The sequence below is a fragment of the Solirubrobacter soli DSM 22325 genome, from assembly GCF_000423665.1.
GTDB classification, from domain to species: domain Bacteria; phylum Actinomycetota; class Thermoleophilia; order Solirubrobacterales; family Solirubrobacteraceae; genus Solirubrobacter; species Solirubrobacter soli.
This window is the reverse complement of the sequence record NZ_KE384070.1, coordinates 459,409-479,276: the sequence shown is the minus strand read 5'-3', so window position 1 is coordinate 479,276 and position 19,868 is coordinate 459,409. Positions and strand designations below refer to the sequence as shown.

Below are 19,868 nucleotides of genomic sequence, written 5' to 3'. Positions count from 1 at the left end.
TTCAGGTGACGTAGTGGACGCTTGCGCCGATCCCCGCGGGGAGGAGCTCGCCGAGCAGGCCCGGGAGCCGGGCGAACCGCTGCGGCTGGCCGAGCCAGTTGTAGACCCCGAGCTCCCCGCCCTGCCCGCCGCCCCCGGCGATCGTGGACGGACAGTCCAGGCGCAGCCGGCAGTAGGCCGCGTCGCCCCAGCGCGTGGACTCCAAGCGCACCTCGCCCGCGGCCGGACCGGTGCAGCCGAACGTCTGGGGCACCCGCGAGCCGTCCGGCAGATAGCTGGTCTCGACCACGCCGGCGCCGGCGAGGACGGGGCGGGTGAACAGGCAGTCGCGGGCGAGCAGCACGGCGGCGTCGACCGGGCCGAGCGCGGTGACGCGGTCCAGGTCGGCGGTGCCCGCGGCCTCCAGGCGCCCGTCGACGATCGTCGTGCGCAGCGCGAGGTGGACGCCCATGACGCCGCCCAGGATCGTGTGGGAGAGCACGACCGCGACGTCGCTGCCCGCACGCAGGCTGGTCTCGCGCGGCGCCAGCGTGCAGTGCTCCACGGCGAGCTCCCCCTCGCCTTCAACACTCAAGCTCCCGTTGAGGGTGAACCCGCTGAGCTCGAGGCGGCCGCCGTGCTCGATCCGCACGTGCAGGTCGCCGTCGAGCAGCGGCGCCGCGGCCGGTGCCGACGCGAGCCGCACCACGCGGTCGCGCGCGACCTCGACGCGCCACGCCCCGGCGTCCGCGAGGTAGGTCCCGCTGTCCTCGATGACGATGTCGGCATCGTGGTCGCGGGCCTCGGCCAGCGCGCCGGCGAGCGCGTCGACGACGCCGCGCGTGACCCGCAGCTCCCGCGCGCCGGGGCGAACGGTCCGGTAGTCGCCGGCGGTGCCGTAGGGGCCGCCGCCAAGCTCGCCCGGGAAGCCGTAGGCGTAGCTGACGTCGAGGGCGAGACGCGGCTCGGCCAGCAGCGCGCGCCCGCGCACCGGGTCGACGATCGCGTCGGCCTCACCGAGCGCGCCCTCCCAGTTCGCGAGATCCCCGGCGACGATCCGCCCGCAGCCGCCGAGCACGACCGGCGGGCGGCCCTCGAGCGCCTCGCGCAGCCGGTCGACGGTCAGCGGCAGGGGAAGCTCCGACGGGCCCGGGGCGAGCTGCGGATCGGCGGGTGCCGACGGCGGGGCGAAGAGCTGCACGTCGCGGCCGAGCGGGTCCAGGTGGAAGGCCCGGCTCGCGAGCCCTGCCGGGCGGGCGCTCCGGCGCGCCACCCAGTAGCTCTGCAGCCGCCACACGGACACGGCGACCGCGGCGGGTGCGGGATAGCCCGCGCGCGCCGGCATGACGGGCGGCGCCGGCTCGCCGGCGAGCACCGCGTGCCCGGAGATCGACGCGCTCCGCGGGACCGTCGACCACGGCTCGCGCAGGCGCGCGGCCGGCCGTCTCCCCGACACCTCGGCGAAGCCGCCCGGGTCCCCCGTGTCCCGCACGGAGTGCGTGGTGGCGGTCACCGTGCGCCCCTCCTGCACGTACGCCGCCCAGCCCGTCGCCGCGGTCACGCCGCGCGCGATCGTGGCGAGCATCCCCTTGCGGCGCCGCAGCCCGACGATCCTGCCCACCCACGCCCGGTCCCCGACGCCCGGCCCCGCGTCCGGCGCGAGCCCGAGCAGCCCGACCCCGTCGCCGATCAACGGCACCTGCGCCGGGCCGCAGGTCTCGATGAACAGGTCGTCGTAGAGCCGGTCGAGATCGAGCCGCAACTCGTCGTACTGCTCGGCGAGCGAGCGCACCAGCGCCGCCAGCGTGCCCTCGCCGCTCTCCGCGTCGCGCAGCCAGTAGTAGCTCGGAAGCAGCCGGCGCAGCAGCTCGTCGCTGGGCGTGGTCATGTCCGCGCCACCGCTCGCGGCGCCACGACCGCGACCTCGAGGTGGTCGGCGTCGAGGACCAGCAGCTCGCCGCCGAGCGGCGCCGGCGAGTCTTCCGGCCACGCGGCGCCGGCGCCCGAGAGCTGCGTGCGGGTGAGCGCGGGACGTCCGTCGCGGCCCCATCCCGTGATCGTGGCGGCGGTCACGCCGGCGACCCCCGTCGCCGCCGCCAGCACCTGCGAGGCGAGCAGCGACCCGCCCGGCCGCCGGCCCGTGAGCCCGCCGAGCTGAGCCCGCAGGGCGACCTCGAGCGCGTGCGCCGGCGCGGTCGAGACGACCTCCAGCGCGACGCTGACCCCGACCAGCCGCGCGCTGGCGACCCGGACCGGCACACCGCTCGGCGCGGTCGTCCCCAGCTGCTGCTGCACGCGCCGCGCGAGGTCGGCCGGCGCGGAGGCCGCACCCGCGATCGTGATCACGAGCGCGCGCCCGAACGCCGCCGCGATCAGCTCCGCGGCCGCGAGCGCCACTCCCGGCTGCGCGGCCGCGAGATCCTCGTAGTCGCCGTGGGTGACGACCCGGTCGAGTCCGCGGACGGCGGCCATCCGGGACGGGACGAGCGCGGGCGTCGCGGGGATCAGCGCGGCCAGCGGGTTGTGCACCGCCTTGACGAGCTGCGGGCGCGTCAGCGGCTGGATCAGCGTGCCGCGCGCGACCTCGCCGCCCGCGCCGCCGCCTTGGAGGTAGGTGGCGACGACGTTGTCGTGGCCGGCCGGGAGCCGCGCGCCGTGCTCGCCGTCCCCGAAGGACACGGTGGCGCTGCCGTCCGCGTTGTGCTGGACCACGTACACCGGTGCGTCCGGGCCGGCGCGGTGCAGCGAGGAGACCTCGTTCCACGGCTGCCCGTCGACGTAGACGCGCAGCGTCGTCGTCGGCGTCGCGGTCGTCGAGCCGATCGCGACCACCGGCGTCGGGACCGGGAAGCGCTGGTTCGCGGCCTTGGGGTCGCCGCTCCCGATCGGCACCGACACGGGCTGCCCCTGGGCGGCGGGGACGACGTTGAGGTCGACCTGGACCGTGCTCGCGTCGTAGACGTGCGTCAGCGGCTGCGTGAACGTGAGCGCCGTGCCGGCGCCGACGTTCGTGACCGCCGGCTCGCCGCCGCCGGGGGGCGCGGCCAGCGTGGCGCTCTCGGCGAGCGCGGGCGAGTCCGCGTCCGCCGGCAACGAGACGATCCAGCTCGCCGGCGCGACGAGCGTCGCGGCCACGCCGCCGACCTCGATCGGCCAGGTCTGCACGCCGTCCGCGGTCGTCGGCGCCCCTGTCGGGTGCAGGACGGCCTGGTTGCGGTGGACCGTGACCGTCAGCACCGGCGGATTCGCCGCGCTGCGCCGCAGCGCGACCACGGAGAGCTGGGCGCCGACGCGGATCAGCCAGCAGTCCGGGCCGTCCGCGTCGACCACGACGTGGGTCGAGTCGAGCGGGCTGCCGGCATCGGCGAAGGCCGCCAGGAGCCGGTCGGGAACCGCGCCCTGCGCGAGCGTCGCCACGTCGGTGGCATCGATGCCCAGCGCCGGGATCAGCGGTGCGTGGCTGACCTGCTGGACGCCCGCGCCGGGGAGCGTCGGGAGCGGGAGCGTCGCGCCGGTCCCGAGCCACCACGAGCCGTCCGGTGCCTCGGCCAACGCGGTCACCGCGCTGCCGACGCCCGCCGCCAGACGCTGCCACGTCGTCCCCGTGCGCTCGAGCACGCCGTCGGCCCCGTACGCCAGCAGCCGGCCCTCCGGCGTCACGCACAGCGCCGCCACCGGGCCGGCGACGTCCGTGTCCAACCCCCACGTGCCGGTCGCGGGATCGAGGACCTGGACCCCCGCCGTCCCGCCCGCCCAGAGCCGGCCGGAGGCGTCGACGAGCAGGCAGGCGATCTGGCCCGCAGGAGCGGCGAGCGTGCGCCAACCGTGCTCCTTCGCGAACGACAGGACGCCGTCCGCGGTGGCGGCCCACATCCCGTCGGCGGAGAGCGCGAGCGCGGTGGCGGCGTGCGTGAGCGCCGGCGCGACCGCGTCCCACTGGTCGGGCTCGGCGGCCGCGCCGGGCGCGAGATGGACGGCGCCGTTGGCCTCGCAGGCGACCACTCGCGTGCCGTCGGTGGCGAGCGCGGTGATCGTCCGTGTCGCCAGCACCCGCGTCCAGGACGCCGGCGGTCCGTTCCTGACGGCCGGGTTCAGGCGCTGAACACCGCGTGCGGAGGCGGCGAGCGCGATGCCCCCGGCGACGACCAGGCCCGCCGACGCCCCGCCCGGCCAGCCGCCGTCGATGCGTTGCGCGCTGACGCCGTCGGCCAGCGAGAACACGCCTTCGGCCGTCGCGGCCAGCACGGTGCCGTCGGGCAGGACCGCGATGTCGGCGACGTCGGCCTGTGGCGGGCCTTCGGCGACCGGGGTCGTGCCAGGAGCCGCGATGCGGAAGGTCCCGCCGAGCGGGGCGACCGCGAGGCCGGGCGGCGCGCCGCTTACGGTGGCCAGGCGGCCGGGCGCGACCGGCGCCGGCAGCTGCGACGCGAGCGTCAGCCCCGTGCCCGCGACCTGCGCGACGGCGGTCGCGGGCGGGACGAACAGCGGCTTGGCGACCGCGCCCGTCCAGACCGTGCTGACCGCGCGGGGGAACAGCCGGGGAGCCAGCGCCGTCCCGAACGTGAGCCGGGTGAGCGTGGTGCGGCGCCCGGCGCGAACGCCGGCGTCCTGGTCGACCTGTGTGACATCGAGGATCCGCGAGGCGGGCGTGACCGTCCGTTGCTCGATCAGCGCGGGGACCCCGGCGGCGACGGTGCGCAGCGGCGGAGCGAACTCCACCTGCGTGCCGCTCACCGCGAAGCCGGGCCATGCGGTCGCCACCGGCGTCGCGGCGTCCGCCACCGCGATCACCGTGCCGGCGGGCGACACCGCGAGGTCGTTCGCAGCAGGCAGCGCGTCCATCAACCCGACGTTCCAGGTCCCGGTTCCCGGGGTGACGGTGTACTGGTGCGCGCCGTCCGTGAGCCGGTACCCGCTCCCGGCGGGTTGGAGCTCGGCACCCGTGCCGAGCGCGATGCCATAGTCCGCGAACCCCGCGTACAGCCCGTCGGGGACGGCGCTGCCCGTCGGCGCGTCGAACGCGCTGTCCGGGAGGGAGAACGCGGCGGCGTGGTCGCACCGCGTCCACTCCAAGCCCGGCGAGGGCGGGATCGTGGCGGTGTAGATGCCCTGGGCCGTGGAGGCCAGCAGTTGGTCGCCGGCCACGACGAGCGCCGTGATCCGGGTGTGCGGGAGACCGGTGGAGGTGGGCTGCGACCACGTCGCGTCGGGGCCGCGGACCGCGACGCCCTGGGCGATCGCCGCGTAGATCGAGGTCGCGGCGGTCGTCAGCGCCGAGGCCGGCGTGGCGAGCTTGCTCTTCCAGCCGGCCGCCGCGCCGTACTCGTAGATCCCGCCGGCGGTGGCCGCGACGTAGCCGTCCTTGATCGGGACGAGCGCGAACACGGCCATCGGCAGGGCCGGCGTCGGGGGCGTCGCGATCGCGCTGACGCCGCCCACCTGGGGCATCGGCAACCAGACGCCCTTCGCGTAGCCGTAGAGGCCCGCGTCGGTGCCGGCGAGCAGGTCGACCTTGCAGTCCTTGCCGTCGACGACGGTGCGTACGGTCGCCGACGGGAGCTGGTTGGTGACGACCGTGCTCGCCCCGTCGTCTCCCTTGTGCAGCGTGGGTGCGCTGCCGCTGACCGCGCTCCAGGTCTGGCCCTGGTCGATCGACTCGTAGACGGTTCCGCCGGCGGCGCCCGCGAGCATGCGCTCGAGCGTGCCGCCGAGGTATCCGACCGCGCGCCGCGCGCCGCCGCCGGTCGCGACCGGGCTCAACGGCGCGTTGCCGACCGCCCGCAGCAGCCACGCGCTGCCGGCGGCCACGATCGTCACCGTCTCCTCGCCGGTGTCGTAACAGGCAACGGCGGCCAGGTCGGCGCCCGCGGGCGTGCTCGCCGGGGAGAGCGTCCAGCTCGCTCCTTCGTCGTCGCTTCTGGCGAGGCCGCCGCGGACGGGCAGCGGCTTCCCCTCGACGGTCGTCGTCGCGAGCTGCTGGGCGAGCGTCGCCGAGCTCCAGTCCGGGGCATTCGCGCCGACGAGCGCCGAAGACGCCGAGAAGCCGTAGACGACCGGGTCCGACGCGGCCTCCGGGTCGGGCTCGCCCTGTGTCCCGAGCGGCGTCGCCCAGGCGATCCGCGTCGACCCGCGCTGCGCGTCCGGCTTGACGGAGGTGACGATGCGCACCCACCGCGCGGCGGCGCCGCTCGCACCGGTCGCGGTCACGAGCACCGGCTGGCCGGCCGCGATGCCGGTCTTGGCGCCGGCCAGCTCGAGTTGGGTGGTGGTCCGCGTCAGCCGCGCCGGCGGCTCGGTCGCGGGGGTGCTGACGCCGAGCCGGCTCGCGCCGACGTAGGCGCCCAGCGGCGCGAGCGTGACGAACACGGGCGCCGCCCCCGACCCGCTCGGGATCGCGCGGACCTGCGAGGCGGGTGGGATCTGGCTGGTGACCCCGATCGCGGGGGCGGGCTCCGGGGCGGGAGGCGGACCGCTCGCGATGCCGGCCGGCGTGCCGACGAACGGCCGCCCACCGGTCGGCCGCGCGCCGGTGGGGATCGCGGGACCGCCGCTGCCGGGCAGGCCACCACCGCCCGCAAAGCCGCCGGCCCCCGCCAGGCCAGTTCCGCCCGTCAAGCCGCCGACCCCCGGCAGGCCCGCCAGACCCCCGCCCGCGAGGCCGCCGGCCTCGGCCAGGCCGGCCAGGCCAGTTCCGCCCGTCAAGCCGCCGGCCCCCGCCAGGCCCGCGAGACCGCCGCCGCCCGCGCCACCGAACCCGCCCGCGCCGCCGAGCCCCGCCGCGCCGCCGAACCCCGCCGCGCCACCCGCGCCCCCCACACCTGCGCCGCTCAGCGCGCCGCCCGGCATCGCGATGCCCGTCGGGGTCGACGGCGGCGGGGGGACGATGCTCGCGGGCGCGTTCAGGCCGCCGCCGGCCAGCGCCGCCGCGGAGCCCGGCGCGCCGGCAGGCACTGCGCCCACGCCCGCGCCCAGCCCACCCGCGCCCGGACCGCCGTTCGCACCCGCCGTCGCTCCCGCCGCGCCCCCGAGGCCCGTCACCCCGACGCCCGCCGGCACGCTCCCGCCCGGGCCGGCGGCCGGCGTCGCGATGCCACCCACCGCGCGGCGTGCGCGCTCCTCCGGGCTCGCGCCCGTCCCGCCCTGCCCGCGGACGCGGCCGACCGCCTCGACGCCCGCGACCTTCGGGCTCAGGTGGTAGGCCAGGGCGGTGGTCGCGGCGGCGTTCGGGGGGAACCGGTGGCCGAGCGAGTGGTAGATCAGCTCGACCGAGGACGGCTGCTGCGCCGTGGCCAGGAACGCTTCTTCGAGGATCCGCTCCTGATAGAAGCCGAAGACCTCGGCCAGCGCCGCCCAGGCGTCGCAGAAGCCGACGAGCCAGTCCTCGGCGTCGTCGATCCGCAGCCGTGCGAGCTCGGGCTGGCCGCGCAGCCGTTCCAGCAACTCGGCGCGGGCGGCCTGATAGCCCGCGATCATCCCGCGCTCCCGAGCCGGAACGACACGGTGCCGTGTTCCGGCGCCGCCGGGTCGTTGTCGATCCGGATGACGTGGCCGAACGGCGGCTCGAGGTCCTCGAGGCGCCCCGAGCCGTCGCGGCTGGTCCAGTCGAAGCGCGCCAGCGTGACGTCGAGGACGCCGGGCAGGGCCGCGACCATCCGCACGAGGTCGCTGCGATGCAGGCGCGTGCCGAACCCGAATCGCCCCGGTGTCAGCAGGCCTTCGCGCAGCGTGACATCGACGGTCGCCGCGAGCGCCGCGAAGGTCCATCCGGGCTCGGCGACGATCGAGAGCGCCACGCTCGCCGGCATCGGCGTCGCCCCGGCCACGTCGAGCGCGACCCCGGCCGGGCGCAGCCGCTCCAGCCGCTCCCGCACCCGCGCGACGAGCGGCGCCACTCCTATCTCCCACCCGCCCGCGTGCACCCGCACCCGCGCGACCGGCCCAGCGCCAGAGGGGACGATGATCGTGGCGGCGTCGGCGACACCCTCGACCGCCAGCGCCGCGCGGCTGTACTCGACGGGCAACACGGCGCGCTCGGTCATCCGGAAGGAGCGCGGGGCGAACAGGCGCACGCGCTCGAGCGGTTCCGGGTCCTCCCCACCCACGGCCGCGACGACGTTGCCGGCCGCGCGCACCCGCGGGTCGTCGCTGACGACGCCGGTGATCGCGCCTGCCCCCACGTTGCCCGCCGCGCCGCCGCCCGCCCGCATCCGGACCGAGAACGCCGCGTCGCTCGGCGGCCGCAGGCCGTTCGTCCCGTCTCCGAAGCGCAACCGTGTCCGGCCGTCCTCCTCGACCTCGACCACGAACGCCGGGTCCAGCGGCCCGCTCTCCAGCAGCGACGCCCGCTGGTACCACCGGTGCGCCCCGTCTCGCAGGTGCACCGCCGGGCGCGCGTGCCCGCCGGCGAGGATCTCCGCGGCGGCTCCCGTCCTCGTCCCGGCCGACGGCGCGGGGTGCCGCTCCGGAAGTTCGGGCCAATAGCGCCGCCCGCCGACCGGTGGCGGGAGCGGCGCCCAGTCGTACGTGCGACCGTGATCGGCGAGCGCGAGGTTGCCCGCGCGCACGCGGAACGGGCCGGTGAAGGCGCGCAGCGCGTCGCGCTCGTCCCACGCGATCCGCGTCGTCCGCCCGTGCTCGGCTTGCGTGACCCGCACAACCTGACCGGGCCCGGACGCGGGCTCGAGCAGTGCGAGCGTTCCCTCGCCGAGCGCTTCGCAGCGACCCTCGAGCGTCGCCTCGACGGCGCCGAGGGCGAGCCGCCCGACGCCCGGAAGCGGCACGTGGTCCGGTGTCAGCGCGACGGGCTCGAGCGTCTCGAACACCAGCGCCCGCGCCGGCAGCCCGCCGCGCAGGATCGCCGTGGGCACGCGGTCGCCGAGCCCCGCCGCGTGCGCGAGCACGGCGGTGCCGGCGGGCAGCTCGAGCGCCTCCTCCACGCTGAACCGCACCCACGTGCGCGCGCTGCGGCCGAGCGAGACGGGGTAGTCGAGCAGCGCCGCCTGGCGCGTCACCGAGACCCGCCGCCGCGCGCTCGCCAGATACGCCTCGGTCGCGATCGCGTCCTGGTGGTAGCTGAGCGCGTCGCCGAGGTAGGCGATCTCCTCGATCAATGCCGAGGTCTGTGACACCGGCTGCTCGGCGAGCCCCTGCTCGTCGACGACACCCAGCAACATCGTTCGCAGGGCGTCGAAGTCGCGCGCGGTGTAGTCGACGGCCGCGGGGACCGGCGAGGCGGCGTGCGGCTCGGCGGGACGCGGCAACTCGCTCGGTGCCAGACGGACCGCGCCACGCCAGCCTTCGCCGGCCAGCTCGACGGCCGCGGGGGCGTCGCCGGTGAGCGTCAGCACGACGCTGAACCGATCGCGCGCGGATGGTGTCGGAACGACGAGCGACTCGATCCGCACGCGCTCGGAGTCGTCGCCCTCGACCCGCAGCGGGTGCGCACGGGCCGGTCCTTCCAGCGCCAGCTCGACGCGCCAGCGGTCACGGCCGAGGCGACGGGTCGAGATCGCTTGCGCGACCGCGGTCATCGCACGAAGACCGCCGTCCGCGGAGCGCCGCCGGCGAGCGGGGCGTAGGTGACGGTGACGGTCAGCTCGGCGCCCGTCGACTCCGCCGTCACCGACTGCACGCGGATCAGATCCCCGAGCCAGGTCTGCAGCTCCGACAGCACCTGGAACTGCGTGGCGGCGCGCAGCTCGTCGCCCGCGGGGTCGAACACCAACTCGAGCAGCCCGCAGCCGAGCGTCGGCCGGTTCAGGCGCTCGCCGAGGTTCGTGAACAGCAGCTCCTCGATCAGCTGCTCGACCGCGCTCGCGCGCGACGACGCGCGGGCGGCGTTGCCGGCCCGGTCCAGGTGCAGCGGGAAGTCGAGCCCGTTCGCGTTCACAGCAGTGGCGGGACGACGATCCCCTCGATGATTCCGAGCACGGCGCAGTTGCCCTCCGTCTGCTGCGCGCCGAGGAAGTTCGCGTCGCCCTCCACGGTCAGCGCGCCGAGCACGTTGGTCTCCCCTTCCACCGTGACCGCGCCGACGACGTTGGTCTCCCCCTCGACCTCGACGGCGCCGACGACGTTGACGTTGCCTTCGATCTCGACCGCGCCCGCGATCTCGACGTCGCCTTCGACCTCGACCGCGCCGGTGATCTCGACGTCGCCCTCGATCTCGACCGCGCCGGTGATGTCGACGTCGCCTTCGACCTCGGTCGTCGGGCTCGTCACGTTGATCGTGTCGTCGGCGGTGACATCGACCGTCGGCGTCTCGACCGTCACGCCCTCTGGCGTGAGCGTCATCACGGTCTCGCCCGCGGTCAGCGTGATGCCGACCTCGGGGTTCATGGTGAAGCTCAGCTCGCCGCAGGTGAGCGAGAAGCCCTCCTCGTTCATCAGCATCGTCACCGGCACCGGCGCCACCGGGTCGATCGCCGACACCGTCACGCCGCCCTCACCGGGCGTGTCGTTGAACAGCAGCGTGCAGAACTTGCTGCGGAGGATGTTGATGAGCTCGGGCGCCTCGGGATCGAGCTCCGGCATCACCGGCTCCTCGGCGGGCTCCCAGTACGCGCCTGACCAGATCGGCTTGTCGGCGTCGCCGCGCTCGAACTCGACCCACACGTCCGAGCCCTCCACCGGCAGCGCGAAGAAGCCCTGCCCCAGGCTCGCGTACGGCACGCAAGGCGTGGCCCAGTTGAGCACCATCCCGGGCAGCGCCGCGACCTCGCACAGCAGCCGTCCGCTGACCGTCGGGTCCTCGGTCGAGATCACCTTGCCCCGGTACTTCCCCCAGTAGTTCATAGCGCCTCCAGCACCGGCGTGGTCGTCCCGACCCCTTCCCGGGTCAGCGTCAGCTGTTGCGTGTAGTCCCACCCCTCGCCCGCGAGCAGGCTGATGCGGTGCGTCGCGGACTCCAGGTAGTAGAGGCCGTCGAACGCGAGCCCCGTGCCGCGGACCCCGACGACGCCCGGCGCGCAGACCACGGTCCCGAGCCGCGTCGGTGTCACCTCGCAGGTGACCGTCACGACCTTGTCGGTCGAGACGTCGGTCATCGCCTGCGCGCGCAGGTTCGCCGTGACCGGGTCGAGGTCGTCGTCGCTCCAGAGCGTGCGCCGCACCGTGTCCAGCACGGTGTTGAGGTCGATCGCCGGCAGTAATGCCAGCGGCGGCACCCGCGTGCTCGTGATCGTGATCACCGGCAGCTCCACGAACGGCTCGACGTCGGTCTGCATCGAGCTCCCGTAGAACGTCTCCGGCGCGAGCGCGTCGTAGGAGGCCGAGAAGGAGTCCGCGGTGCTCGCCGCGCCGACCGCGACGTCGATCACCGCGCTCGGCGGCCACCAGCGCTGCGGCGGGCCCCAGTACGCCGTGTTCGTGAAAGGGACCGGCAGCGGGCGGACCGAGAACACGTACCCGTTCTGCTGCGCGAGCCGCATGAGCAGCGCGCGGTCGGTCTCTCCGCGCTGCTGCGGCACGTACTCGACCGGCACGATCGAGTTGATCGACGGCATCACCATCGGGACCATCCCGAGCGTCAGCCACGGTGCCAGCACCTCCAGCACGATCGCCTCGTCCGGCATCGCGGGGAACTCCTGCGAGTAGCTCGTGAGGTCGAGCTGGACGCTGACGTCCTCGCCCGTGACGACGAACGTCGAGTCACCCGGGCCGTTGCCCGGCATGTACTGCTGGTGGGTGATGAAGCCGTCGATCAGCGTCGTCGGGAGGCCGTCGACCTCTGCTCGGATCAGGACGCGGTTGAACGGCGCGAGCAGGGGGTCCGAGACGATGTCGAACGCCTCGCCGGCGGAGGTGACCTCGGCCAGGAAGGTGAGCTGGAACCCGCACGGCCCCGCGTCGCGCTGCGTGACCTCGACGTTGCGCAGCGCGCGCATGATGTGCGCGGGCGCGAAGACCGGCAGCAGCGGGCCGACGCGCAGGCCGAGCGTGATCGTCGAGAGCGAGCTCACAGCGTGCTGCCCGGAAGCTCGAGGATCGTGCCCGCGCGCTCGCACAGCTCGAACGGGTCCATCGCATCATTGGCATCGGCGATGCGCCAGCTCTGTGTGGGCGCGCGCAGGGTCCGGTTGGCGACGAGGTCGAGCCGGTGGCGCTCCGCGGGGCGGACCTGCGTGCGCCCGCCGCCGGCGATCGCCGAACCCTGCGGCAGGATCCGCGGCGCGAGGTAGCGCACGAGCCGCCCGGACGCGTCGTAGCGCGCCAGCGGCGCGCAGTTGGCGTAGCGGCTCGTGCTCATTCCCAATCCTCCGCCCCACCGCTGCTGAACGCGCCCTGTGCCAGGCCTTCTAGGCCCTGCTGGTAGCTGAGGAACGCGGCGTAGGAGCCGTTGGCCTCGTCGACGTCGGAGTAACTGAGCGCGCGCAACGTGAGCGTGACGGTCGCGAGCACCGGCACGAGCTCCGCGTCGTAGAGCTCCTCGACGATCGTCGCCGATGTCAGCTCCACCGGCAGGACGCGGTTCGCGCCCCACACGAACAGCAGCCGGTCCGCGAGCGCGGGCACGACCTCGATCAGCCCGTCGTCGAGCATCGACTGCGCTTGGATGACGTCAGCGCTCTTGGGGTACAGCAGGACCGCGAGCGCTGCCAGCTGCGGCGCGATGCCCTGGCCGACGTCGCCAGCGTCGATCGCGTCGACCGCGGAGAAGCGGCAGTCGAGCGTGATCGTCTCGGTCGGCGCACCCGCGAACCGCACCGCCCGCGAGCGCGACCCGGGCTGCCCGCCGACCGTGTTCGGCTGCAGCGTGCGCTGCATCGTGTCCGGGTTGTATTGGAACGCGAGCGAGCGTTTGGAGCCGTCGTTCGCGATCGCGACGATCGCGCCCTTGAGCAGGCTGCCGGGGGCGATCGGGTTGCCGCTCATCGCCGCACCTCCCCGTTCTGGAGCTCGGTGTGGATCCGCCGCGCCAACGCACGGGCGACGGCGGGCGCGGACGTGTCGGGGGCGTGCACCTTCCCGCCGAGGAGCTGGATGCTCGCGCCGGGCGGCGGGGCGGCGCGCAGCGGCTCGCGCTCCAGCAGCGCCGCCAGCTCGCGCTCGACGCGCCGGTGCAGGTCCGCGGCGTCGAGCGGCTCGTGCACCGTCAGCGCCCCGATCTTCACTCGGATCGAGGCCACGCGCGCAGCTCCTCCGGGGTCAGGTCGCGGCCGGCGGTGCGCAGCTCGCGCACGGTCGCCTCGCGCAGGTGCTCCATCTCGATCTCCTCGCCCTCCGCGGCCGCCAGGAACGCGCCGCGGCGAGCGATGTTGCGGATCGTCCCGCCGGTCGCCGAGACCGCCGCCAGCTTGCCCGGCTCGAGCTCGCCGACCGGTGCGCGCTCCGGGTAGATCGTGCGCCAGATCTGCTCGCGCTCGCCGCGCGCGGGGAACGGGAAGTCGATCACGAAGTGCAGCCGGCGCAGGAACGCCGGGTCGATCGCCTCTTTGAGGTTGGTCGTCAGGATCGTCGGCGTCGGCGTCCGCTCGACCCGCGACAGCAGGTACGCCGTGCCCAGGTTCGCGTAGCGGTCGTGGCTGTCGCGCACCTCGCTGCGCTTGCCGAACAGCGCGTCCGCCTCGTCGAAGAGCAGGATCGTGCCGCCGACCTCCGCCGCGTCGAAGATCCGGTCGAGGTTCTTCTCGGTCTCCCCGATGTACTTCGACAGCACGCTCGCGAGGTCGACCCGGTACAGGTCGAGCCCCAGCCGCCTGGCCAGCGCGAGCGCCGCGTGCGTCTTGCCGGTCCCGCTCGGGCCGGCGAACAGCGCGGTCGCGGCGCCGCCGCGGCCGTGGCCGAGGCCCCAGTCCTCGGAGACCTCCTTCGTCAGCCGGACGCTGCGCTCGAGCTCGAGCAGCTGCTCGGCCTCCCTGACCGGCAGGACGACGTCGGCGACGTCCTGCAGCCTCACCCGCTCGGCCAGCGGGTCCAGCCGCGCGCGAACCGTGCGGGCGCAGGCGCCGCGCAGGTCGCCCCTCGACTCGGCGCAGACGCGCCGGATCGTGCGGGCGCCGAAGCGGAAGTCGTTGGCCAGCGCGATCAGCTCGTTCCGCGACGCCTCGGCGCACGCCTCCCACACCTCGAGACGTTCGTCGGCGTTCAGCGGCTCGACCCGGAGGCGCAGGACCGTCCGCGCCGGCTCGGCGGTCGTGGGGGCGCCGGTGCAGACGAAGAACACGTCGCGCAGGCGGACCAGCGCGCGTTCGATCCGGTGCCGGATCGCCGGATCGTCGTCGCGGTCCGGCTGCGTGAGGCACAGCATCGTCGATGTCAGACGCGCGATGCGCCCCCAGGTGCGCAGGAGCGCGTCGAGCTCCTGGCCGGGCTCGGGCAGGTCGCGCACGTCGGCGGTCGCCAGCACCGCGCCGAGGGCGTTCGCGCACATCGTCGCCAGCGCGACCCGGTCCTCCTCGGCGGCGCCGTGCAGCTCGACGGCGGGCACCTGTCCCGCGGCCTCGGCGGTCTCGGTGATCAGCTCGGCCAGCTCGACCGCGCCTTGGCGCTGCGACTCCACGAGCACCGGTGCCGGAGCGAGCGTGAAGACCTCGTCGCCGCCCTCGCGGGGGTCGAAGCCGAGCAGGAACCGGGCCACGTCCTCGGCCAGCCGCACGCGCGCGTCGGTCATCGTCACCGCTCGCTCGAGCTCCACGAGGCCCCAGCTGCGCAGCGGGGCGCTCGCGTCGACCGCCGCCCAGTTGGAGCCCTCGAGGACCTCGAGCGCGTAGCCCACGGTCACCGGGTGCTCGTCGATCCGGAACCGCGGGTCGACCTCGAACGCCAGGCAGAGCAGCACCAGGTCCTGCGCGAAGGCGTCGAGGTCGAAGCGCCCGGCCAGCGCCAGCAGCCCGGGCTCGTGTGACATCTCGATCAGCAGCGCCTCCAGGCGCGCGCGCAGAGCCGCGGTGTCCTCACCTTCCATGCGCGCGTGCAGGTCGTCGATCGCGAGCGCGAGGAACTCGCGGTTGTGCTCCTGCCAGGTGTGGAAGGCGTCGCTGCTCAATTGAAGGGGCTCGAGGTGGTCGGGAAGTGGGTGTCGAAGGAGTTCATGAGGGGGTACGCGTGCTTGCTGATCTTCAGCAGCTTGAACCGGGTGTCATCGCTCACCGACTTCGAGCTGTTCACCGTCACGGGATCGCTCTTCGGGTGGTTCAGCGCCTTCTGATCCAGGTTGACGATCTTCCGGAGGTTCTTGTCGGTGGGCGGCTTGCTCAAGAGCTTCTGGTTCACGGGGTCCGTGAAGGTGGGGTGGAAGCCGCCGCCTTCACCCAGGTTGAACGGCGAGTCGGTTCCGAAGTGCTTGCCGACCAAGTGCTGATAGGCGTTGGCGAAATCGAGCCCGAAGCCCATCACTCCACCGGCGGACCTGTCTCCGAATCCCTTTAGATGGTTCGATGCCATGCCACGGTCGGACAGCCCTTTGAGCTTGTAGGGGTCCTTCTCCGGCGGCGGGAGCTTGACCTTGTCCTTGATGATGTCGTTGTAGACCTTCATTTGACCTCGAGGATCGGCTCGGCGTAGTGGCCGGCGCGCCGGATCGGCAGCGATGTCACGCCGTCGACCTCGAGCAGCGCCAGATACCTGCCCAGCGGCAGGCGGTACGGCAATGTGAACGTGATCTCGGTGCCCTGCTCGTCCGGCGACGCGTCGAGTTGGACCGACGCGTCGCCCTCCATGGCGACGAGGCTCAACTGCAGATGCTGGCCGCGCTCGACCGCCGGTGCGACGGTGATGCTGGCGGTCCTGTCGTGTGCGTGCGCGGCGAGCAGGTCGGGGCGGATCCGCAGGGTCTCGGAGCGGGCGCCGGGTCGCTCCTGTGGCTTGCCGTCGACGAGGGTGCCGAGCGTGACGGTCTGCACGCCCGCCGGCGTGTCGGGCGGGAGGGTGAAGGTGAGGCCTTGCTCGCTCGTTTGGAGCGTCGTCCAAGCGCTGCCCACTTTTACCGGGTCGCCCGCCTGGAGACCGCGGCCTTTGACCGGGACCTTCGGGCGCGGGTGGGCGGTGAACGGGATCGGCGGGAACGGCTCGAGTCGTGGTGGCATCGCCGCGCCCGTGTTGCGTTTGAGCTGGGCGACCGGCAGCGACGCGGCGGGCGTGGACGACGACGTCAGGATCACCGTCATCGCCTCATAGACCGTCGACACCGTGTACGGCATCTGCAGGAACCCCGACCAGAACCTGGACAGCTCCTCCAGCGTGACGAGGCTCGGCACCACCCGCACCGGCGGCACCTGCCGCTCGAGCCCCGAGTCCTGCAGCTCCGGGTAGTTGACCAGCGCCTGCTCGATCAGCGTCGGGTCGAGCACCGCCCGCTCGCGCAGGACGAGCTCCGTCGCTCCCAGCATCAGGTGCGCCTTCTCCGAGGTCCCGAAGAACGACAACAGGTAGCGCAGGTTGACGGGCGCCATCGGCGCCGCCACGAGCTTGTCCGGCGACGTCCGCGTCGGCAGGTCGTTGGACCGCATCGTCGCCTCCGGGGTGACCTGCACGAGGTACACGTTCAACCGCGGCGAGTTCGCCGACCCCGCCGCCGGCTCCTCCGGCCGCGCCAGCGTGACATCGACCTCCGGCACCGCCGCGCGCGCCGCCGACCCGACCAGGTATCCGAGCGTCCGCGTCACCGCAGCGATGCCCTTGAACGTCGTCATCTGGTTGCGTCCCGGGCCTTCAGGTAGTCGCTCAGCGACACCGGGGCCGGCTTCGGCGGTCGCTTCGCCCGCGGCCCGCCCGTCGCCGGCACGACCTCGAGCGACGCGATCTCGACGGTGACATCGATCGCGCTCGAGGGCTCCCTCCCCGGCGCCCGGCCGGGGGCGGACGGCTGGGTTTTGGCCGGCCGGAGCCGGCGCCACGGCGCGTGATCGACGACGCCCGCGTCGAAGTGCACGTCGCGGGAGTCGCGCGGGGTGGGTTCGCTCGTTCGCTGCGGTGACGCGATCTCCGGCGGCGCCTGTGAAGCTTCCGGCTCGGCGCGCCTCTCGTCGTCCGTGCGCGAGGTGAGTCGGTTTGGTCGCGGAAAACGAGACGCAGCCGGCTCACCCGGCTCGCGAGCCTCCGGCGCCGCGAGGCGTGCGGCGGCGCGCGCCGTCGCCTCGACGCGGCGCGGACGCTCGGTGCCGGGCGAAGCGGCAGCCGCGACTGGGTCGCGCTGCGGAGCGGCGGAGGACTCAGCTGCGGAACGCTCCACGTCCGGCGAAGCGGAGGGTGCGACGAGCGCCGGCCCGCCGGCCCGCCGCCGCTTCACGCGCCCCGACGGACCCGTGGTCTCCGGCGCGAGCCGCTCCGCGCGCCTCGACGGACCCGTGGTCTCCGGCTCGGACCGTTCCGCGCGCCCCGAAGGATCTGCGGTCTCCGGTGCGGGCCGCTCCGCGCGCCCCGACGCGGCGGGCGCGACGGTCGCCGGTCCGTCGACGCGCCGAGGCACGACGCCCGGCTCCGACGCGCGAGAGCCGACGCCCTGCCCGGCCGCGCGGTGGTTTGACGGGTGCGCATCGGCCCGTTGCGAAGCGGCGCGATGATTCGACTCGGGCAAGGCGGCGCGCGCCGGCTCCTCCGCCGGGGGCTCGAAGCGCTGTGACGCCGTGCGGACGCCATGCGCGGACCGCCCGGCGCGCGGTGGCGCCGAGGCGGCCAGCGACGCGGCGCGTGGATCGGACTCCACCGGCGCGACACGCCGATGCACGGCGTCGATCTCCGATTCGAGCGGCCCAACATGCGGCGGCGCGGAGTCGGGGACCGGCGTCGGCCGCACGGCTTGTGTGGGCGCGGCGTCGGGGTCCGACGCCGGCCGCTCGCCCTGCGCAGACGCGACGGCGAGCGACTCGGCACCCGGCGACGCGGTCGGCGGGTCCAACGGAGGACGGCTGGTGTGCGCAGACGCGGCGTCGCCGGCCGACGCGAGCAACTCGCCCTGCGTCGACTCGGCGCGTCGCTTCAACTCAGTCGGTGTCGCGTGCGGCTCCGACTCGGGGCGTCTGGCGTGCAGTGCCCCGTCGTCACGGTCCGGCGCCAATGGCTCGCCAGCGGACGACGCGACACGGGGGTCCGACACCGGCCGCTTCGCCTGCGCAGACGCGGCGTCGGTGTCCGACGCGAGCCCCTCGCCCTGCGCTTGCGCGGCGCGAAGCTCCGACACGAGCGACTCGCCACGTGGCGACACGACGGACGGCTCCGCCCCGGAATGACTGGCGTACGGGGCCGCGGCGTCGGTGTCCGACGCGAGCGCCTTGCGAGCCGGCGACGCGACACGGGGATGCGACACCGATCGCTCGGTACGCACAGGCGTCGAGTCAGTCCGCGACGCGAGCCCCTCGGCAGCCGGCGACGCGGTGCGGGAGTTCGACGATCGCTCGGCCCCCGACGCGCGCGGCTCACCGTCCGGCGACGCTGTGTGCGGCTCCGACGCCGGTCGCTCGGCGCGCACGGGCGCGTCGCCCGTGTCCGACGTGAGCGCCTCGACCTGCGCACGCGCGGCACTTGCGTCCGACACGAGGGATTCGGCACGCGGCGACGCGGCGGACGGCTCCGCCCCGGAACGACTGGCGTGCACAGGCTCGGCGTGACTGTCCGACGCGGGCCCCTCGGCAGCCGGCGACGCGATGCGGGAGTCCGACACCGATCGCTCGCCACGCACGGGCGCGGCGTCAGTTACCGACGCGAGCCCTTCGGCAGCCGGCGACGCGATGCGGGAGTCCGACACCGATCGCTCGCCGCGCGCGGGCTCGGTGTCGGTGACCGACGCGCCGCTTCCGTCCGACACGAGCGGCTCGGCACGCGGGGACACGACGGACGGATCCGCTTCGGAACGACTGGCGTACGAGAGCGCGGCGTCGGTGGCGGACGCGGGCGCCTTGCCGGCCGGCGACGCGACGTGCGGGTGTGACACCGGCCGCCCCGCGAATACGGGCGCGGCGCCGGGGCCCGACGCGAGCGCCTCGCCGGCCGGCGACGCCGTGCGCGAAGGTGTCTCCGCGCGCACGGGCGCGGCGCAGGGGCCCGACGCGAGCGCCTCGCCAGCGTCCGACGCGACGTGGGGGTCCGGCGCCGGCCGATCGGCACGCACAGGCGCGGCGTCGATCTCCGACGCGAGCTCCTCGGCAGGCGGCGGCGCGATTTCGGGGCGCGACGCCGGTCGCCCGGCGCGCACGGCCGCGGTATCCGACGTAAGCGGCGCCGCACGCGGCGACACGGCGGGCGGCCCCGAATCGGGACGGCGGCCGCGCAGAGACGACGAGTCGGTGTCCGACGCGCGAGGCTCGCCAACGGGCGGCGGGGTGTGGCGGTGCGACGCGGGTCCCTCATCACGCACGGGCGCAGCCTCGGTATCCGATGTGAGCGGCGCGGCTCGCGGCGACGCGGCGACCGGCGCCGAATCAGGACGGCGGGCGTGCAGAGACGACGCGTCCGTGTCCGACGTGGGCGGCTCGCCAGCCGGCGACGACGTGAGCGGGTCCGACTCCGGGCGTAAGGGCGCCGCGTCGCTGTCCGACGCGCGCGGCTCGCCAACCGGCGGAGCGATGCGAGAGTCCGATGCTCGTCGCTCGGCGCTCACGGGCGCGGCGTCGTTGTGCGGAGACGCGGCGTCCGTGTCCGACGCACGCGGTGACACCGCGGGCGGCTCAGAGTCGGGACGGCTGACGCGCGGAGACGCGGCGTCAGTCTCCGACGCACGCGGTGACACAGCGGGCGGCTCCGACTCGGAACGGCTGACGCGCGGAGACGCGGCGTCAGTGTCCGACGCGCGCGGCTCGGCGTGCGGCGACACGATGTCGGGGGGCGCCGCGGCGTGGCGAGGGGCGTCGGTCCCGGACACGAACGGCTCGGCGTGCGGACGTGCTGGGCGGACGCCCGACACGAGCGGTTCGGCACTCGCCGACACGGCGGGCGGCTCCGACTCGGAACGGCTG

Annotated in this window: 13 protein-coding genes; all 13 read right to left on the bottom strand. The window is 74.9% G+C overall.

Features of this window, described 5'->3' with window-relative positions; translation table 11 throughout:
* Position 1: 1 nt before the first annotated feature.
* From G569_RS0135065 to G569_RS0135005, 13 genes are read right to left on the bottom strand one after another with little or no spacing between them, the layout of a single operon-like run.
* Entirely contained in the window at positions 2 to 1,867 is a 1,866-nt protein-coding gene (locus G569_RS0135065; RefSeq protein ID WP_028066878.1) for a hypothetical protein, read from the bottom strand.
* On the bottom strand, positions 1,864 to 7,452 hold the full coding sequence (locus G569_RS66175) for a hypothetical protein (protein WP_028066877.1): 5,589 nt from the start codon (positions 7,450 to 7,452) through the stop codon (positions 1,864 to 1,866). Before G569_RS66175 ends, G569_RS0135065 begins: the two co-directional genes overlap by 4 nt.
* Positions 7,449 to 9,509, bottom strand: a complete 2,061-nt coding sequence (locus G569_RS59625) for a baseplate J/gp47 family protein (RefSeq protein WP_053227443.1) — start codon at positions 9,507 to 9,509, stop codon at positions 7,449 to 7,451. The genes G569_RS66175 and G569_RS59625 overlap by 4 nt, the downstream gene beginning before the upstream one ends.
* Positions 9,506 to 9,868, bottom strand: a complete 363-nt coding sequence (locus G569_RS0135050) for a GPW/gp25 family protein (protein ID WP_028066876.1) — start codon at positions 9,866 to 9,868, stop codon at positions 9,506 to 9,508. The genes G569_RS59625 and G569_RS0135050 overlap by 4 nt, the downstream gene beginning before the upstream one ends.
* On the bottom strand, positions 9,865 to 10,773 hold the full coding sequence (locus G569_RS59620) for a phage baseplate assembly protein V (RefSeq protein WP_053227442.1): 909 nt from the start codon (positions 10,771 to 10,773) through the stop codon (positions 9,865 to 9,867). Before G569_RS59620 ends, G569_RS0135050 begins: the two co-directional genes overlap by 4 nt.
* Positions 10,770 to 11,939, bottom strand: coding sequence for a hypothetical protein (locus tag G569_RS0135040; protein WP_028066875.1), 1,170 nt, complete (start codon positions 11,937 to 11,939; stop codon positions 10,770 to 10,772). The genes G569_RS59620 and G569_RS0135040 overlap by 4 nt, the downstream gene beginning before the upstream one ends.
* On the bottom strand, positions 11,936 to 12,226 hold the full coding sequence (locus G569_RS0135035; RefSeq protein ID WP_037501205.1) for a hypothetical protein: 291 nt from the start codon (positions 12,224 to 12,226) through the stop codon (positions 11,936 to 11,938). Before G569_RS0135035 ends, G569_RS0135040 begins: the two co-directional genes overlap by 4 nt.
* Positions 12,223 to 12,852: a hypothetical protein gene (locus G569_RS0135030; RefSeq protein WP_028066873.1), complete on the bottom strand. Its 630-nt coding sequence runs from the start codon at positions 12,850 to 12,852 to the stop codon at positions 12,223 to 12,225. Before G569_RS0135030 ends, G569_RS0135035 begins: the two co-directional genes overlap by 4 nt.
* Entirely contained in the window at positions 12,849 to 13,106 is a 258-nt protein-coding gene (locus G569_RS0135025) for a hypothetical protein (RefSeq protein WP_157592526.1), read from the bottom strand. The genes G569_RS0135030 and G569_RS0135025 overlap by 4 nt, the downstream gene beginning before the upstream one ends.
* Positions 13,088 to 14,965, bottom strand: a complete 1,878-nt coding sequence (locus G569_RS54145; RefSeq protein ID WP_053227441.1) for an ATP-binding protein — start codon at positions 14,963 to 14,965, stop codon at positions 13,088 to 13,090. Before G569_RS54145 ends, G569_RS0135025 begins: the two co-directional genes overlap by 19 nt.
* Entirely contained in the window at positions 14,962 to 15,456 is a 495-nt protein-coding gene (locus tag G569_RS0135015) for a hypothetical protein (protein ID WP_028066871.1), read from the bottom strand. The genes G569_RS54145 and G569_RS0135015 overlap by 4 nt, the downstream gene beginning before the upstream one ends.
* A complete protein-coding gene (locus G569_RS0135010; RefSeq protein ID WP_028066870.1) occupies positions 15,453 to 16,610 on the bottom strand; it encodes a Pvc16 family protein in 1,158 nt (385 codons plus the stop codon). Before G569_RS0135010 ends, G569_RS0135015 begins: the two co-directional genes overlap by 4 nt.
* Complete coding sequence (locus tag G569_RS0135005; RefSeq protein WP_157592525.1) at positions 16,607 to 19,513, bottom strand: hypothetical protein; 2,907 nt, start codon at positions 19,511 to 19,513, stop codon at positions 16,607 to 16,609. Before G569_RS0135005 ends, G569_RS0135010 begins: the two co-directional genes overlap by 4 nt.
* Positions 19,514 to 19,868: the final 355 nt, after the last annotated feature.

Excerpts from the sequence above, each read along its gene's own strand:
- G569_RS0135010 (WP_028066870.1), bottom strand. The coding sequence starts at position 16,610 with ATGACGACGTTCAAGGGCATCGCTGCGGTGACGCGGACGCTCGGATAC.
- G569_RS66175 (WP_028066877.1), bottom strand. The coding sequence starts at position 7,452 with ATGATCGCGGGCTATCAGGCCGCCCGCGCCGAGTTGCTGGAACGGCTG.
- G569_RS0135030 (WP_028066873.1), bottom strand. The coding sequence starts at position 12,852 with ATGAGCGGCAACCCGATCGCCCCCGGCAGCCTGCTCAAGGGCGCGATC.
- G569_RS59625 (WP_053227443.1), bottom strand. The coding sequence starts at position 9,509 with ATGACCGCGGTCGCGCAAGCGATCTCGACCCGTCGCCTCGGCCGTGAC.
- G569_RS0135015 (WP_028066871.1), bottom strand. The coding sequence starts at position 15,456 with ATGAAGGTCTACAACGACATCATCAAGGACAAGGTCAAGCTCCCGCCG.
- G569_RS59620 (WP_053227442.1), bottom strand. The coding sequence starts at position 10,773 with ATGAACTACTGGGGGAAGTACCGGGGCAAGGTGATCTCGACCGAGGAC.
- G569_RS0135035 (WP_037501205.1), bottom strand. The coding sequence starts at position 12,226 with ATGAGCACGAGCCGCTACGCCAACTGCGCGCCGCTGGCGCGCTACGAC.
- G569_RS0135065 (WP_028066878.1), bottom strand. The coding sequence starts at position 1,867 with ATGACCACGCCCAGCGACGAGCTGCTGCGCCGGCTGCTTCCGAGCTAC.